Source organism: Wolbachia endosymbiont of Cantharis cryptica, from assembly GCF_964277405.1.
Classification (GTDB): Bacteria; Pseudomonadota; Alphaproteobacteria; order Rickettsiales; family Anaplasmataceae; genus Wolbachia.
This window is the reverse complement of sequence record NZ_OZ195521.1, coordinates 1,174,681-1,190,465: the sequence shown is the minus strand read 5'-3', so window position 1 is coordinate 1,190,465 and position 15,785 is coordinate 1,174,681. Positions and strand designations below refer to the sequence as shown.

Here is a 15,785-nt window from a genome sequence, read left to right as displayed (position 1 = left end):
ACCAAATTTTATGGGCCGCACGATGGTTTCCGGTGGCAGGGGCGGATAATCTCCTTTACGAGGTCTAATCCCATTATTGTATATAAAGCAAAATGGGGCCTCACAAAAAAATTCAACCTGCCACCTATCCACTCTGAGAAGTGATTATCTTCTCATGCTTCCAACCAAGCAATAACAATTCATATCATCTCCTTTACTTCCTTGTTTTTGATAACTTGCAGCAATTCATGGGAAGTAAGACGAGTTTCATTATCGAAGGTTCTAACTGGACGAACGAGCTTAACAGACTTCTCTCGTGCCTTTATCCTCCTTTTAGAGTTGATTTGTGCCTTGAGATGTTTGCTGTTAACGTTAACTAAATGTGAGCTGCCACGTAAGTCAAAATTATGAAATTTACAGTAAAAAGAAGTTTTCTTAACTTTTTTTACTTGACTTTCTTTTTTATTAAGGTAAAAATCTTTTTGCATGGAGGTGCTGGTAATCTCTATTTCTGTTGACAAGAAATGATTACTATAAAATTTAAGTTGTGTAAAGTATAGAGTTGTGTTTTACACAACTTCTTCTAAAATTTAATGATTTTCTTTCATCACGAGGTAACAGTAATTCTCCTTTTAATAGGTTTACTGCAAATTTTATGCCATGTAAAGTATAAATTATACCTTAATAGTAGTATATTTCAGTATTAGAAGTTTTACTCCCATAATTAGTTTATTGGTTGTTGACTAATAGAAACAATTCTGACATAAAGAATTTATATGTGAGTCAATAGTGGAGCTATATATGCCAGATGATCCTAAAGGTTTATTTTCAACTAGAACTTCCATTAATCAAAATACAAGTGAAAGTTTTTACGTGCGCACGAAAGATGCATTTTTTGAGGGTGTGAACCCAAATAATGAGATATTTATAGATACTAAGGATAAGAATGAAGAGATCAAGATTGACAATGATGAAGTATGGTATGAGCACTTTTCTACTGTAATTCCTAGTGAAGAAGGACAACAAACGTATAGATATAAAGTTAATGGTAGGTATGAGTACAAACATGCCCATAAGTACGATAGCAAAAATGTTGTAGGCGAAATTGCTGAACAAATTGCAAAAAAGATAAGTGAAAACATAAAAAACAATACTTTAGAATATATAGGAATTAAAGAAAGTAGAAAGAAAGGTAAGATTGAGCCTGCAGTAAGAATTATGCTGGGCGATCTTACAAAAAAAATAAACATGGTTGACATTCTAAATGGTGATACGTGCAAAAAGTATGGAATAGGGGGAATTACATTGTTGCTACCCACTGAAGACAAGTATGAAAAAAGAGGAATACGTTGCCGAATTGATGAACATGGAACAAGAATTTATGAAGTGGCTAATGGATCGTATGAAATGGATCTTAAGTGGTGCGTTGAGGGAGAAGAATGTAATATTAAAATTGGTATTAGTGATGATGGTCCTGTAGAACTTCTCGAGAACAAGAATGGTGTTACTTGGAAGCAAATAGCTGCACATAAAGAGATAAAAGTAGGAGGACAATACAAAGCACAGTCTTTATATGCAGCACTCTCATACTTACAACAAGAAGCCTGTGAAACATTACTACCTAAGGTAACACCTAAGCCTCAGGTAGCGTTTGAAAAAGTAAAACTCATACCTTCAACAAATGTAACAGATACGAACGAACCGCAACAACATCAACCTCATATTGTTGCCAAGCTTATAGATAAGTAAAGTGTATCCGTTCAGCAGAGTGGTTTAAGAAACGATAGATAGGGGATTGTGAAAAGGTTTTAGCCCCCTTTGTTTCTATGTTAAATATAACTGAATTATCTGCTTGAGTTCCTCGTTCCGGTTATGTAAAATATGAGTTTTTGCAATAAACAACGTAGACATTATATTGTTGACTATTGCATTCCTGCACAATTTATTCTCGTAACAAAAACATCTGGGTGAGGTTATATTTGATCTATTTCGTTTATTGGCACAAGTTTAACTTTTGCATGTGAACCATTCTGCTGACCTGTATAGATTAAATACCCCTTAGCTATTTGAGAAAGTTCACAGAAATATTGTACATTTTTAATAAAATCACTCTGAAACGTGGAGCCAACCTTAATTTCAATAGCATGAATGTTACCACCCCATTCTGCTAGTAAATCTACTTCGTGTCCTGTTCGGTCACGCCAAAAATATAAATTAGTAGGTAACCCCTGATTGAGACGCCTCTTGAAAATCTCCAGGACAACCAAATTTTCAAACAGGGCTCCTCTAAGATAGTGTGTTTCTAGTTGACTCTCCTTTTCAAGGCCAAGGAGCGTACAAGCAAGACCAGTGTCATAGAAATATAACTTTGGCATCTTAATTAGACGCTTGTTGAAATTTTGATGAAATGGCTGAAGAAAAAATATTAAGTAACTAGCTTCCAAAATATTCAGCCACTGCCGTACAGTTGTATGAGAAATGCCACAGTCTTGAGCAAGAGATGATAGGTTAAGGATCTGCCCTACTCGACCTGCACACAGTTTAAGGAAGGTTTGGAATCTACCGATATTTTCAATGTTTTTAAGTTGTCGAACATCTCGCTCAATATAGGTTTGAATGTAGCTGGGGTAGAAATCCAATGGGTGCATGTTAAGGCTATGTAACCCAGGGTATCCTCCCTTAAAAATAGCTGAATTAATATTTATAGGCACACCAAGTTCAGATAAACTCAAAGGTAGTAGTGTTGTCATGCCTATGCGCCCTGAAAGAGATTGAGAAACATGATGACTAAGAGCAAAATTTTGAGACCCTGTTAGTACATATCGACCCTTTACAGGAGACTCATCAGCTATTTCTTGAAGATATGATAATAATTCAGGTACGTGCTGTACTTCATCAAAAATGGCGCCCTGCTGATAATTAGCTAGAAATGCCCTAGGATCATTTTGCGCTTGAAAACGAGTGTCAATATTTTCTAAAGATACGTACGGCAAGTACTTAAACAACGTTTTTGCAATAGTTGTTTTACCAGATTGTCTAGGTCCTGTAATGCCTAAAGCAGGATAAAGCTTAGAAAATCTTTCTAAAACTGGGGTTATAGAGCGTAAATACATAAATTGAATTTTATAGTTTCAATATGCAAGAATACTATAAAAGGTTAAAAATGACAAGGCTTGCTGAACTTTCTACAAAAACATAGTTGATCTTTGGATCTAAGTAGTTTATTGATGTAGGCTTTGTAATCTTTAAAGTAATCAACGATTGGTTTGATATCTTTTGAGTGCATTCAATCAACCCTGAGCCCTTATTCCTGATCCATTCTCCATCTTGAAAAATATGTATGAACGGAGGCTCCTCAAACTCTAAATCTTGTTTTCGTCGCCTCTTCCCTTTATTATATACTATATTATATATAAATATAATATAGTATATAATATATAGGGGGGGTAGCCAAAAAAATGAGTTTTTTTTGAGCTGAGCAAAGCCGCCTAAGATGGAGAATGGATCAGGAATAAGGGCTGTATAAAATATATATGAAATCTTATAGTAGAAGCTTTAAAATGGGTAAATATATTTACTGTTTTAGTAGGTCTAATATTGCCTGATTGTAAATGTTGTCCCTGTGTCCTATTGAAACAATAATTACTGTACGTTTTGCGGTATTCACTCGGTAGACGATACGATAATCATCAGCAACTTTTATTCTTCTGTGTCCCTTTAATCTCTTGCGCAGCAACACACCGTTACCAATAGGGTCAGTCTCAAGATACTTTTTTATTGCTTCTCTAATACTTGATCTTCCGGCAAGGAAGGCAAATTTCTTTTAAGAACATGCTTTAGATATTTAATGCTTATTTCCAGATGTCTTCACTATCCTCTACTTCTTCTGCATCATCAGCATTTAACTCCCTAATAATTTTGGAAAATGCGATATCTTCCGCTTCAAGTTCGATTGCTTCCTTGACTAGCTTTTCTGTTAATTTTTGGACGGATTGCTTAGTAGCTTTAGCCAGTTCAACAAGATGCTGTGAAGTTTTTGGATCAAAGGTTATGCTAATTCCTGTCATAAGTTTTACCAAAGTCTACTACTATAACAATTATACAACATCTTTCTGAATTTTTCAATAAAGAAAATGGATCAGGAATAAGGGCTGTATAATATATATATGTTTATAGAGTTGTTTTTACTATAACAAAGATAGAGTTGAATATTTGTAGAAAATAGTGCATGATTATTGATACTTTTCAGTCGTTTTTACTATGACTTTCTCCAAGTTTCTAGATCCAAAAAACAATTACGCGTTCCGGCGCATCTTTGGTACTGAGAAGAATAAAGACATTCTTGTTCACCTTCTCAATGATATTTTAGGTCTCACTGGTGAGGCTAAGATAGAGGATGTAACCTTTCTAAGTCCCATTGAAGACTGTGAAATTGCCTCTCAAAAGGAGAGTATTGTCGATGTATTGTGTAGAGATTCTACAGGTGTTCAATTTATTTGCGAGATGGTGGTTACTAGGATAGGTGGTTTTGAAAAGCGTGCACGATACTATGCCGCTAAAGCTTATTCAAGCCAAGACGAGCAATATCGAGACCTTAAAGAAGTTATCTTCATCGCTATCACTGATTTTATTCTATTCCCTAGTAAACCAGAGTACAAATCTGATCGTGTTACTCTTGATGGGGATCGTTGTGAACATAACCTGAAGGACTTTAGTTATACTTTCATAGAACTACCAAAGTTTCCAAAAACAAAAGAGGATCAATTAGAAAATATAGTCGAAAAATGGTGTTACTTTTTTAAGTATGCTAGTGAAACTAGTGAAGGGGATCTAAAAAAAATAGTAGGGAGCGATGAAGTTATTGGCAGGGCTTATAAGGAGTTGGATAAATATGGTTGGACTGGTAAAGAACGTGCTATATATTATGATGATAAGAAACGTGAGGATGACAATTTTTCCTGCATCATGCAAAGTAGAATTGAAGGAAAAATCGAAGTAGCAAAAGCAATGTTGACTAATAATATGGACGCCACCACTATTGCTAAATTGACAGGGCTATCTATTAGCGAAATCGAAAAACTAAAGTCAAATTAAACTACCGCCAAGAAAAATTTCACACCTAAGTTAATTATGCTTCACTAATTAGCTCGTTTGTAAGTTTGCAGACATGCTTTGAAGTTTAAGTGTAATAGGGGATAAAAAACACGATGGCATTTAAAGCAGTTTAAAAGGGTTTTATAGAGTTATTTGTAATTAGGTATATTTTCTGTAGCTTTATTTAGAAAATATCTGTAATACCCCTTAGAATTTGAATAAAAGATTGGTGCGAGCAAATCTACATGAAAAGCTTTTTCTTGTTTGAGTGTGTGTGATTATTACTAATGAGATATCAAAATACTAAAATATCTAAGTATTAAAATACTAAAATATCTTGACTCTAAATATCGGGATATCATAATAGGCTATATCAGTTAATGTAGGAGATATGATAATAGTCGTCGGTGGTCAAAAAGGGGGTAGCGGCAAAACAACTATAGCCACGAATATAGCAACGATGCGTGCTATAGAAAATGAAAGTATCCTATTGAAATTTCTGAGCTTAAATTATATTGTTAATCTATTTAGATAAAAATTATTGTGTCAAAAAAAATAGGTTTTTTGGCTATTTTTGCCTTAGTAATTAGTAGCCAAATTGGCTCTGGAATTTTTATGCTTCCAATTAGCCTTGCTCCATATGGCATGTATAGCCTCATAAGTTGGGTGATATCAGGGTTTGGTGCTATATCTCTTGCTTTGGTTTTTGCCCTACTTTGTGCAAAATTTCCAGAAACAGGTGGTCCTCATGTTTACGTGAAACATGCTTTTGGCCCTACAGCAGCTTTTTTTATTGGTTGGATGTATTGGGCAAGTTCATGGGTTGGTTCAACGGCTGTAACAGTTGCAAGTATTGGTTATTTAGCTCCGTTTTTTCATAATGACATACGAAGTATACGTTTGCTTTTAGAAACAATATTAATTTTAGCTATTATGCTAATAAACTTAAGAGGGGTAACTACTGTTGGATATGTCGAGCTTTTATTAATGATTATCAAAATCACTGCACTGCTTGCAATACCAATAGCAGCACTATTTTTCTTTGATAGAAATAATTTCTTTGTAAGTGAGGAAGTGTCAAATCTCACAACATCTCAAATTTTTGCTCGCTCTTCACTGCTCACTCTATGGTGTTTTATCGGACTTGAAACAGTAACAGCATCTGCAGGATCAGTTGAGAACCCAAGCAAGACAATTCCAAGAGCTATAGTGCTTGGTACGGTCTCTGTTGCTATTATATATTTCATTAATAGCCTTGCAATTATGGGATTGATAAATGGCAATCATCTAGCTAACTCAAAAGCACCATACGTTGATGCGATAAAAATAGTTTTACCTGGCAATTGGTATTTAATAGTTTCCATTATTGCTTTTATTGTTTCCGTGAGTAGTCTAAACGCTTGGTTTCTAGCTGATGGGCAAGTTGCTTTAGGCCTTGCAAGAGATAAGTTAATGCCGCAATTTTTTGCTAAAAGAAACAAATATGACGCTCCTTTTTGTGGAATAATAATCAATACCCTGGGAATATTAGCTTTACTCGTTTTAACATCAAGCAAAAACTTTGCTAAGCAAGTAACTTCAATTATTGATGTCGCTGTAGTTTCATATTTATTTGTCTACTTAACATGTTGTCTTGCTTTTCTCAAGGTTATTATACAAGAGAAAAACTACTGCAAATTCTTAATTGGAAGTGTGGCTGTATCTTTTTGCTGCTGGATAATATATGAGACTCCTATAGATACATTGCTAATGTCAAGCCTATTTCCCCTAAGCGGCACACTTACCTATCTACTACTTTGGTACTACAAGCCTATAAAGTGACCTTCCTAAAAGCTTAACTTAAAAACATAATTTTTTATTTGTTAAAGTTCTTGGGATCAGGCTATACTACCAGCCTATATTAATAGAATCAAGAGGTATTGTGTCAAATAAGATAGGTTTTTTGACTGTTTTTGCTTTAGTTATCAGCAGTCAAATTGGCTCTGGGGTTTTTATGCTTCCAATTAGCCTTGCTCCATATGGCGCTTATAGCCTTATAAGTTGGGCAATATCAGGGTTTGGTGCTATATCTCTTGCTTTAGTTTTTGCCATACTATGTGCAAAATTTCCAGAGACTGGAGGCCCTCACGTTTATGCAAAACACGCTTTTGGTCCTACAGCAGCTTTTTTTGTTGGTTGGACATATTGGGTGATCTCATGGGTTAGCACAACAGCTTTAATAGTTGTGGGTGTTGGTTATCTTACACCATTTTTCCATGAAGATATTCGAAGCATACGTCTGTTTTTAGAGCTGTCATTATTTACAATCATTACATTAGTAAATTTAAGAGGAGTATCTACTGCTGGACGTGTTGAGTTCTTATTGACGGTTATAAAAATTTCTGTATTGCTTGTAATACCTATAGCAGCGTTGTTTTTTTTTGATAGAAATAATTTCATCATAAGTGAAGAAATATCAAGTCTTACAACATCGCAGATTCTTGCCCGTTCTACACTTCTTACTTTATGGGGTTTTATTGGAGTTGAATTGGCAACAGCACCTGCAGGGTCAGTTGATAATCCAGCTAAAACAATACCAAGAGCTGTGATACTTGGAACGATCTGTGTTGCTGTTATATATTTTATCAACAACTTTGCAATCATGGGGTTAATAAACGGCAATGATTTAGCAAGTTCAAGAGCGCCATATGTTGATGCGATAAAAGTTATGTTCTCTGGTAATTGGCATTTGATTATTTCTATAATTGCATTCATTTTTTGTGTTGGCACTTTGAACGCTTGGGTCTTGTCTAGTGGGCAAGTTGCTTTCGGTCTTGCAGAAGATAGACTTATGCCACAATTCTTTGCTAAAAGGAACAGGCATGGTTCTCCTTTTTGGGGAATAACAATTAGCTCAGTTGGAACTGCAATTTTACTAATTCTTACATCAAGCAATAACTTTGCTAAGCAGATCACATCAATTATTGACTTCTCTGTAGTTTCGTTTTTGTTTGTTTACCTTACATGCAGTCTTGCTTTTCTAAAGGTTATTATAAAGGAGAAAAATTATTACAAATTTTTAATTGGCGGTATAGCAGCAACCTTTTGTTGTTGGGTGATGCTTGAAACTCCTATAAATACCTTGCTAATCGCAAGCTTATTCACCGCAAGTGGCATACCCATTTATTTATTTTGGTACCGCAGAGTTCCTGTACAGCAAATGCTATAGCCAGAGATAATTTTAAAATGATTGATATTTAAGGATCCTTACTAAAAATCTCCCTATGATTGGTATTGGTTTTAAGAAATCTATTAGCTTTGAAGGTTCTTGTTCTTTTTTTAGGGGCTGTTGGTCTGTTATAAGAATTTTTGTAGCATACTTTTTATCATCAAAATTTATCTCAGATTTTCTTTCCGAAAAAACATTTTGAGCCTTTGATCCATTGGTTTCCTCAAGTTCTTTAGATATGGATGTTGGAGGTTTAACCATAGTTTCATCGTATTCTTTATTCATCTCTCACTTTACCACGTAATATTATTAATATCGCATAATAACAACTAAATTATGGTTAATTGCAAGGTGAAAATATTAAAACAATTGTAAATTTTGTCAGTAAAAATATAATATAATTTTAAAGCCAGAGGTTCATTTATATGGGATATAAAATTGCTATTGTTGGAGTAACCGGAAGAGTAGGACGCGAGGTATTAAGTATACTTGCTGAATTTCAAGATGAGAAAAAAATTTTGATAGATTCTGTTATTGCACTTGCATCAAAAAAATCAGAGAGGAAAAAGGTGAGCTTTGGCGATGAAGAGTTAACTGTCTCATGCCTTGAAGATTATAACTTTGCTGGAATCGATATAGCCATTTTCTGTGCTGGGTATCATGTTTCTGAAAAGTACGTGCCAGTTGCAACGCAGACCGGATGCATCGTGATAGATAATAGTTCCCACTTTAGGATGAAAGAAGGTGTGCCACTCATTATTCCAGAGATTAATAAAGAAAAAATCATAGAATATAAAAACCACAACATAATATCCAATCCAAACTGTACTATAATACAGATGCTGCTAGTACTACACTTATTACACCAGAAAGCAAAAATAAAGAGAATCGTTACTTCAACTTATCAATCAACTTCTGGTGCAGGCAAAGCAGCAATGGATGAACTCTATAATCAGACAAAAAAGATCTTTATGAATGAAGCCAAAAAACCTGAGGTATTCCCTAAGCAAATAGCATTTAATTGCATTCCCCATATAGGAGAATTCATGGAAAATGGTTCTACAAAAGAGGAATGGAAAATGCAAGAGGAGACAAAAAAAATTTTAGGGGAAGGTATAAAAGTGACTGCAACTTGCGTAAGGGTACCTGTTTTTATTGGCCATGCTATGGCAGTAAATGTGGAGTTTGATCAGCATATAACTGAAGAACGAGCTCGTGAAGTGCTAAGTGGAGCCGAAGATAATGGAGTTTTAGTGTACGATAGGCATGAAGATGGTGAGTATGCAACTCAGATTGACGTTGTACAGGAGGATGCCGTATACGTATCGCGTATTAGAAAAGACAATACCGTCGAGCACGGATTGAATATGTGGATAGTGGCTGACAATCTGCGCAAAGGTGCAGCGTTAAATATAGTGCAGATTCTGGAAATTTTAATAAGAGAGCATTTGTCAATCAAGTGCGTACAGGGTGCATGTACGTTGTAATTCAAAGGAAATTTATATACTACATGGTGTCATTCCAGTGCTTGACCTACAACTGCACGAACGTTGTGATTTAGGCCTCCGAGAAGCAAGTGGCATCTAAGCTATAAACGGGGAAAATTTGAATGCAAAAACGACTTGACAAACTCCGCCAATCCTCTTATCATGATAGTAAGGGTATTTCTGACTCAAAACTTGTTTTTGACCTGCAGGCTCAATGACAAAATTCAGTAAAAAACTTAAAGTATTTATTGGCGGATTACATAAAATTATGGCGGCTGCATGTCTTTTAAATTTTTTCTACATTCAGCCAAATCGCGCTTATATTAAGCGTTAGCACATTATTACAGCGCCACTTACAGTAATAGAGAGTCAAAACCAGCTACTTGGAGGTTTATTTGCCTTTTTTAAGTTAGTAAATTTCTCAATATTTATAGTTAATATATTCAAGAATAAACTTCACTAGTAGGATGTCATTCCAGTATTGGAATCCAGCTTTTCATTCAACCTCATCAAAAACATTCATTTAGTATAAGATCAGCTACTTTCCATGCTAGTTTGCTTGTGAACAAGCAAACTTTTCTGGATCCCAGTACTGGGATGACACCACTATAAAGTAGATTCCAGTGTCACGCACTGGAATGACACCACAGAGGCTACTTGGATAACACCTATGGCCCTGTCATTCCAGTCTGGAATCCAGACGCAGCCACTTGGTTAAAATTAAGTCTTCTGGATTCCAGACTGGGATGACACCCTTGGTGACAGACAACTAAAGAAAAATATCAACTAGGTTTATGGTCTATTGCTACTGTTTTTGCAATTTTATCATGAAGAAACTGCTTGCGTCGGTCAAATATTGCAGATGTAAAAATTAGTATTATAGCTATAAAGGTTAAGATTGATAAAGGTTCAAACCACCATTCAGAAATATATTGATCAAACAAAAATACATTCATAAAGAATATAGAAATCAATATGAAGTTAATAACTTCAAATAAAACACACCTAATTATTGCTTGCATTAGGGTAATATTTTCAAGTGTATTTGCGTTCTTTATACAGATGCGGCACAACCATTGCCCTGGAGTGCTACCAAGTCTTCTTGTTATAAATACTCCTAGTACTATTGGTAGCAAAAAAAACAAAGAAATGTGTACGATTAAAAGTGTGAGTTTAGCAGGGTGAAAAATAATTCTTACAAAAATCAAACAGACTGAAACAACTCCCATAATAGTGCAACGGTCAATAATATATGGTAAAGCACGCCTGATTATTCCCACATAGTTTGCATTTAAGTGGCATTTTTCAGATTTGTAATCCATTACTACTGTTTTTGCAATTTTATCGTGAAAAAACTGCTTTCGTCGATCAAATACTGCAAATATTAAGACTAAAATTGGTAAAATAAAAAACCACTCAGAAATGTAGATGGGTACCCACAAAAGCACCTTAATAGTACTTCTTATCACTCCTTGCATTAAAGCAACATTTTTAGGTGTATTTGCATCTTTTATGTATATACCACATAACAATTTTCCTGGAGTCCAGCCAAGTTTTGTTATCATTAATACTTCTAATACTATATATATTAATGCTTCTAATACTTCATTTTGCACTGAAAGGGCTGTATCAGTATCAGAAAAGATATAATTAAAAAATTCAGTAAAGAGTTTATCTGATGATATGAACAAAATGAATAGAAGAAAGACTGAAAATATTATTTGGTCAACTATATACGCTGCAACACGTTTAATAATTGTCGCGTAGCTTACTTTAACACTCGTTTCAGTATCCATACACCCCTATTTTCATAATGTCATCATATAATATAAAATACGTTATTAAATAACCGTAAATATGCTAATTCATATAATATTAGCTGCTTGTGCACTCTTCATATTCAGTAAATTTATTTACTAGATCCCAGTATCAAGTATACATCTGTATGAACATTGTGATTTGAGTCCACCGGTAGGGTAGCTCGTGACGCTGGAACCTAGATACAGCCACTTATTTAAAGTTAAGTTTCTGGATTCCAGTGTCTGGGCACTGGAATGACAACGAAGGGTAGCGTCACGCGCTATAGCTAACCCACCCAACACAAGCTTTACTAAAACTAGAAAACTGATTCTTCTAAAAGCTGCTCGCTATCCTCTTCTATTGTGATAGAATTATCATGATTTCTGAGCAAATCTCTGATTTTCATTTCTATCTCACTTGCAACTTCTTTGTTTGTTTTTAAGTAAGTTTTTACATTTTCTCTCCCTTGCCCAAGACGTGTGTTGTTATATGAATAATAAGCACCTGCTTTTTCAAGCACACCAAATTTTGCTCCCATATCTATTATTTCTCCGAGTTTTGATATACCCTCATTATACATTATATCAAATTTTGCTTCTCTAAATGGAGGTGCAACTTTATTCTTTACAACTTTAACTCTTGTTTCATTCCCCGTGATATTTTCCTTATCTTTTATTGCACCAACTTTTCTTATATCAAGTCTTATAGAAGTATAGAATTTCAACGCATTTCCACCAGTGGTAGTTTCAGGGTTTCCGTACACTACTCCTATTTTCATACGAATTTGATTAATAAATATTAATATGCAGTTTGCTTTCGAAACTGCGGAGGTGAGCTTTCGTAATCCATGACTTAGAAGTCTTGCTTGCAACCCCATGTGCTGATCGCCCATATCTCCTTCAATTTCAGCTCTTGGAGTTAATGCTGCAACAGAGTCAACAACTATCACATCAATTGCACCAGAACACACCAAATACTCAACGATATGCAACGCCTGCTCTCCAGTGTCTGGTTGCGAGATCACTAAATCATCAGTGCTTACTCCAAGTTTACGAGCATATATGACATCCAATGCATGCTCTGCATCGATAAATGCACATAACCCCCCTTTTTTCTGTGCTTCAGCAATTACATGCAAAGCAAGAGTGGTTTTACCAGAGCTCTCTGGGCCAAATATTTCAATTATACGTCCTTTTGGCAATCCTCCAATGCCCAGAGCTGAATCAAGCGCAATTGATCCTGTAGATATTGTGTCTATTTTCTCTACAGGGTTTTGCTTCAGCTTCATTATTGCACCTTTACCAAATGCTTTTTCAATCTGGCTTATCGCATTATCTAATGCTTTTTGCTTATCACTACTTCTTTCTTCTGGGTTGCTTGCCATAGATCATTTATTAATTTATATAATGTCTATGATAATCGAACGCGAATAACCTGCCAAGGTTTTTTTAATATTTATACATTACTTCAACGAAGAATGTTAACATTTTATTGCAAGGAAATACTAGCTATATGACTTAAAAGATATTGCACGTGTTGTTTAAAATGCAGATATTTGTTTACCTTATCGATTTCGTTAATAACACACTAAATTATGTTAAGATAGAAAGTTAGATAGACCTGCAGTGCGATACAAAATAATAATAGAATATAACGGCAGTAGTTTCTCTGGTTGGCAGAAGCAGCAACATTCTGCTAATTCAATCCAGGAGACTATAGAAAACGCTATATTTAATTTTAGCGGTGAGAAAGTTACTTTGTACTGCGGTGGCAGAACTGATTCAGGGGTTCATGCTTTAGGACAAGTCGCTCATTTTGATATGGAAAGAGAATTTGAGCTTTACAGAATAAGAAACGCAATAAATTATCATTTAAAATCAATTCCCATAGTTGTGCTTAATGCAGAAGTTGTAGATGATGCGTTTCACGCACGGTTTTCAGCAAAAAAAAGACATTACGAATACAGAATAGTTAATCGCTATGCCCCTGCAGCTCTGGAAGCTGGTTATGTATGGCAAGTATTTAATGCACTTGATGTGAGTATCATGTGTGAAGCTGCTAAATATCTGCTTGGAAAACATAACCTTTCAAGTTTCCGCTCAAAAGATTGTCAAGCTGCAAATCCGATAAGAACAATTGATGATATCGATATAATACAAAATGGGAGCCATATATACATCAAAATATCTGCGATTTCTTTTTTACATAACCAAGTGAGGATTATTGTAGGTACTTTGGTTGAATTTGGAAAAAACAGGACTAATCCACAAGAAATGCTAAATATATTAAACCAATGCAAAAGAAATGCCGCTGGAGTTACTGCACCACCTTTCGGCTTATATTTAGTAAAGATAGATTACTAAATTGATAGCTTAAGTTCTCATTGGCATCACTATATATAATGCGTCTGGATCATCTTCATCAGTGATAATTGTAGCACTATTACCATCGGCTAAGCTGAACTTACATTTGTTTTTTATGCAGGACAAAGCATCAAGCAAATAACGTGAATTAAATCCTATTTCCACAGGAATTTCATTATAATCCACCTCTATGGATTCAGTTGCATCACTGCACTCTTGAGAGTTTGAATGTAGAGTTAATAATTTTTCTTGTAATGAAAATTTAATGGATTTTATTTTATCAGATACAACAACAGAAACTCGATCTATAACGCTAGCAAGCTTACCGCTTTCAATAGTCATTTGTTTATCTTGAGATGCTGGAATAACGGCTTTGTAATCTGGAAAAGTTCCATCTATTAATTTTGATATTAGAATGTACTCACCGCATGTAAATTTGATTTTTCTATCTGAAAGTTTTATATTAATTTCATTACAATCACCCAATATTTTTAACAGTTCCATGACAGTTTTGCGTGGAATGATCACACCAAACTCGCCACTGATATTTCCGGGTTTAGGCCTCTTTATACATGATAAACGGTGACCATCTGTTGCAACACAATACAGAAACTGCTCATCTGTATGAAGATATATTCCATTTAAATTATACCTCGTATCATCTAGTGATACAGCAAACTTCGTTTTAGTTAATAAGTCTATCAAGTCTGTACTCAATAGAGTAAAATCGTATTTATGATCGCCTTCTTCAAGAACAGGAAAGTTGTTTGAAACTATATTCGGTAAAGAAAAGTTTGAATTTCCACAAGATATCAATAACTTTCCTTGATTGTTCACTTCAAAACTAACATCCAAATCAGCCGGCAACTTCTTCACTATGTCGTGTAAAGTATGTGCTGAGATTTTTACTTCTCCTTCCATTGATACATTTGCAGCAAGTGAGGCAAATATTGAAATATCAAGATCAGTGGCCTTTAATTTTATGCTGCCATGTTGTGCTTTGATATTTATACACGCCAAAATATCTATCGCGTTACGTCTTTCAACCACTCCACTTACTCTGGATAACGTATTTAAAAGACTTGCACGGCTCACACTAAAACGCATTTGTTCACATACAGAATTTTGCTCCTTGATTTCTACACCCGCAACCTCTGACATTACCAATTCTCATAAATATATTTTAAATGATATCCACATTCTACGTAAAGTAAAGTGCTATTTGTAAGACTTACTTGGTAAACAGAAACTTGTCATTCTGCTGCTTTGTTAGCAGGATCTATAGCTAACAAATACTGTTTCTATCATCTTATGCACAACTGTATGAACATTGTAGTATGATACAATTTACATAGCAAATGGTATCAAGCTACTTGGATGACATCGGAGGCAAAGGGCCTATTTTGAAAACATACCAAGAATTTTGTCCATTATTCCGCCCATATTTGCTTCAGATTGGGTATACTCTATTTTACCACCATTCAAGATTAGTTTAGTACCTGATCCAGGTGATATGTTAACAAATTTGCTACCAACAACTCCACTGCTAGTTATTAGGGCTGAGCTATCAATTGGCAATTTTATGTCTTTACTTACGCACATGTCAATTCGTGCTACATAGGTAGCTTTATCAAGTGATATACCAGTTATGCTTCCAATATCTACGCCAGAAATCTTGACGCTGTCACCAACTCCTACGCCGTTAGCGTTAGTAAAAAAGCCATATATTTTATAGCAATCCTTATAGCTTTTTTTTATGTGAGATAACTTATCAATGGCAAAGAAAACCAGAAACATAGTAAAAACTAATACAAATAATCCGGCAGTTATTTCAAGTATGTTTGATCTTCGCAT

At 34.9% G+C, this 15,785-nt stretch carries 16 protein-coding genes; 7 read left to right on the top strand and 9 right to left on the bottom strand.

Annotated features, from left to right (window positions below):
* Positions 1-179 precede the first annotated feature (179 nt).
* A complete protein-coding gene (locus ACICP6_RS05865; protein WP_395462980.1) occupies positions 180-500 on the bottom strand; it encodes a hypothetical protein in 321 nt (106 codons plus the stop codon).
* A 280-nt stretch (positions 501-780) separates the two neighbouring features.
* Between ACICP6_RS05865 and ACICP6_RS05860 the strand changes: the two genes are divergently transcribed.
* Positions 781-1,728 carry a hypothetical protein gene (locus ACICP6_RS05860; protein ID WP_395462979.1) on the top strand — a complete coding sequence of 316 codons (948 nt, stop codon included), beginning with the start codon at positions 781-783 and terminating at the stop codon, positions 1,726-1,728.
* Between the two features lie 224 nt (positions 1,729-1,952).
* Here ACICP6_RS05860 and ACICP6_RS05855 read toward each other — a convergent pair whose 3' ends face one another.
* The 3 genes from ACICP6_RS05855 to ACICP6_RS05845 form a co-directional block, all read right to left on the bottom strand.
* Positions 1,953-3,092 carry an ATP-binding protein gene (locus ACICP6_RS05855; protein ID WP_395462978.1) on the bottom strand — a complete coding sequence of 380 codons (1,140 nt, stop codon included), beginning with the start codon at positions 3,090-3,092 and terminating at the stop codon, positions 1,953-1,955.
* A gap of 461 nt (positions 3,093-3,553) precedes the next feature.
* Complete coding sequence (locus tag ACICP6_RS05850) at positions 3,554-3,718, bottom strand: type II toxin-antitoxin system RelE/ParE family toxin (RefSeq protein ID WP_395462977.1); 165 nt, start codon at positions 3,716-3,718, stop codon at positions 3,554-3,556.
* Positions 3,719-3,830: 112 nt separating this feature from the next.
* Positions 3,831-4,046, bottom strand: a complete 216-nt coding sequence (locus tag ACICP6_RS05845; protein WP_395462976.1) for a hypothetical protein — start codon at positions 4,044-4,046, stop codon at positions 3,831-3,833.
* Positions 4,047-4,239: 193 nt separating this feature from the next.
* Between ACICP6_RS05845 and ACICP6_RS05840 the strand changes: the two genes are divergently transcribed.
* The 4 genes from ACICP6_RS05840 (at position 4,240) to ACICP6_RS05825 (ending at position 8,281) form a co-directional block, all read left to right on the top strand.
* On the top strand, positions 4,240-5,073 hold the full coding sequence (locus ACICP6_RS05840) for an Rpn family recombination-promoting nuclease/putative transposase (RefSeq protein WP_395462975.1): 834 nt from the start codon (positions 4,240-4,242) through the stop codon (positions 5,071-5,073).
* 391 nt (positions 5,074-5,464) lie between these two features.
* Positions 5,465-5,608, top strand: a complete 144-nt coding sequence (locus tag ACICP6_RS05835) for a hypothetical protein (RefSeq protein WP_395462974.1) — start codon at positions 5,465-5,467, stop codon at positions 5,606-5,608.
* A gap of 8 nt (positions 5,609-5,616) precedes the next feature.
* On the top strand, positions 5,617-6,894 hold the full coding sequence (locus tag ACICP6_RS05830) for an APC family permease (RefSeq protein WP_395462973.1): 1,278 nt from the start codon (positions 5,617-5,619) through the stop codon (positions 6,892-6,894).
* A gap of 100 nt (positions 6,895-6,994) precedes the next feature.
* Positions 6,995-8,281, top strand: coding sequence for an APC family permease (locus ACICP6_RS05825; RefSeq protein WP_395462972.1), 1,287 nt, complete (start codon positions 6,995-6,997; stop codon positions 8,279-8,281).
* Positions 8,282-8,293: 12 nt separating this feature from the next.
* On the opposite strand, the gene ACICP6_RS05820 is transcribed toward ACICP6_RS05825, so the two are convergent.
* Positions 8,294-8,566, bottom strand: coding sequence for a hypothetical protein (locus ACICP6_RS05820; RefSeq protein ID WP_395462971.1), 273 nt, complete (start codon positions 8,564-8,566; stop codon positions 8,294-8,296).
* A 140-nt stretch (positions 8,567-8,706) separates the two neighbouring features.
* On the opposite strand from ACICP6_RS05820, the gene ACICP6_RS05815 reads away from it, so the two are divergent.
* On the top strand, positions 8,707-9,768 hold the full coding sequence (locus ACICP6_RS05815; protein ID WP_395462970.1) for an aspartate-semialdehyde dehydrogenase: 1,062 nt from the start codon (positions 8,707-8,709) through the stop codon (positions 9,766-9,768).
* Between the two features lie 782 nt (positions 9,769-10,550).
* On the opposite strand, the gene ACICP6_RS05810 is transcribed toward ACICP6_RS05815, so the two are convergent.
* Positions 10,551-11,564, bottom strand: a complete 1,014-nt coding sequence (locus ACICP6_RS05810; RefSeq protein ID WP_395462969.1) for an RDD family protein — start codon at positions 11,562-11,564, stop codon at positions 10,551-10,553.
* A 320-nt stretch (positions 11,565-11,884) separates the two neighbouring features.
* Positions 11,885-12,952 (bottom strand): recombinase RecA, encoded by a 1,068-nt coding sequence (recA, locus tag ACICP6_RS05805; protein ID WP_395462968.1) that lies wholly within the window; start codon positions 12,950-12,952, stop codon positions 11,885-11,887.
* A 241-nt stretch (positions 12,953-13,193) separates the two neighbouring features.
* Between recA and truA the strand changes: the two genes are divergently transcribed.
* Positions 13,194-13,931 (top strand): tRNA pseudouridine(38-40) synthase TruA, encoded by a 738-nt coding sequence (gene truA / locus ACICP6_RS05800; RefSeq protein WP_395462967.1) that lies wholly within the window; start codon positions 13,194-13,196, stop codon positions 13,929-13,931.
* A 9-nt stretch (positions 13,932-13,940) separates the two neighbouring features.
* Here truA and dnaN read toward each other — a convergent pair whose 3' ends face one another.
* Positions 13,941-15,092 (bottom strand): DNA polymerase III subunit beta, encoded by a 1,152-nt coding sequence (dnaN, locus tag ACICP6_RS05795; protein ID WP_395462966.1) that lies wholly within the window; start codon positions 15,090-15,092, stop codon positions 13,941-13,943.
* A 237-nt stretch (positions 15,093-15,329) separates the two neighbouring features.
* Positions 15,330-15,785 (bottom strand): outer membrane lipid asymmetry maintenance protein MlaD, encoded by a 456-nt coding sequence (gene mlaD, locus ACICP6_RS05790; RefSeq protein ID WP_395462965.1) that lies wholly within the window; start codon positions 15,783-15,785, stop codon positions 15,330-15,332.

What these genes read in the sequence shown, in the direction of transcription:
- mlaD (WP_395462965.1), bottom strand. Translation starts at nt 15,785, where the DNA reads ATGCGAAGATCAAACATACTTGAAATAACTGCCGGATTATTTGTATTA.
- dnaN (WP_395462966.1), bottom strand. Translation starts at nt 15,092, where the DNA reads ATGTCAGAGGTTGCGGGTGTAGAAATCAAGGAGCAAAATTCTGTATGT.
- ACICP6_RS05860 (WP_395462979.1), top strand. Translation starts at nt 781, where the DNA reads ATGCCAGATGATCCTAAAGGTTTATTTTCAACTAGAACTTCCATTAAT.
- ACICP6_RS05855 (WP_395462978.1), bottom strand. Translation starts at nt 3,092, where the DNA reads ATGTATTTACGCTCTATAACCCCAGTTTTAGAAAGATTTTCTAAGCTT.
- recA (WP_395462968.1), bottom strand. Translation starts at nt 12,952, where the DNA reads ATGGCAAGCAACCCAGAAGAAAGAAGTAGTGATAAGCAAAAAGCATTA.
- ACICP6_RS05845 (WP_395462976.1), bottom strand. Translation starts at nt 4,046, where the DNA reads ATGACAGGAATTAGCATAACCTTTGATCCAAAAACTTCACAGCATCTT.
- ACICP6_RS05820 (WP_395462971.1), bottom strand. Translation starts at nt 8,566, where the DNA reads ATGAATAAAGAATACGATGAAACTATGGTTAAACCTCCAACATCCATA.
- ACICP6_RS05815 (WP_395462970.1), top strand. Translation starts at nt 8,707, where the DNA reads ATGGGATATAAAATTGCTATTGTTGGAGTAACCGGAAGAGTAGGACGC.
- ACICP6_RS05840 (WP_395462975.1), top strand. Translation starts at nt 4,240, where the DNA reads ATGACTTTCTCCAAGTTTCTAGATCCAAAAAACAATTACGCGTTCCGG.
- ACICP6_RS05835 (WP_395462974.1), top strand. Translation starts at nt 5,465, where the DNA reads ATGATAATAGTCGTCGGTGGTCAAAAAGGGGGTAGCGGCAAAACAACT.
- ACICP6_RS05810 (WP_395462969.1), bottom strand. Translation starts at nt 11,564, where the DNA reads ATGGATACTGAAACGAGTGTTAAAGTAAGCTACGCGACAATTATTAAA.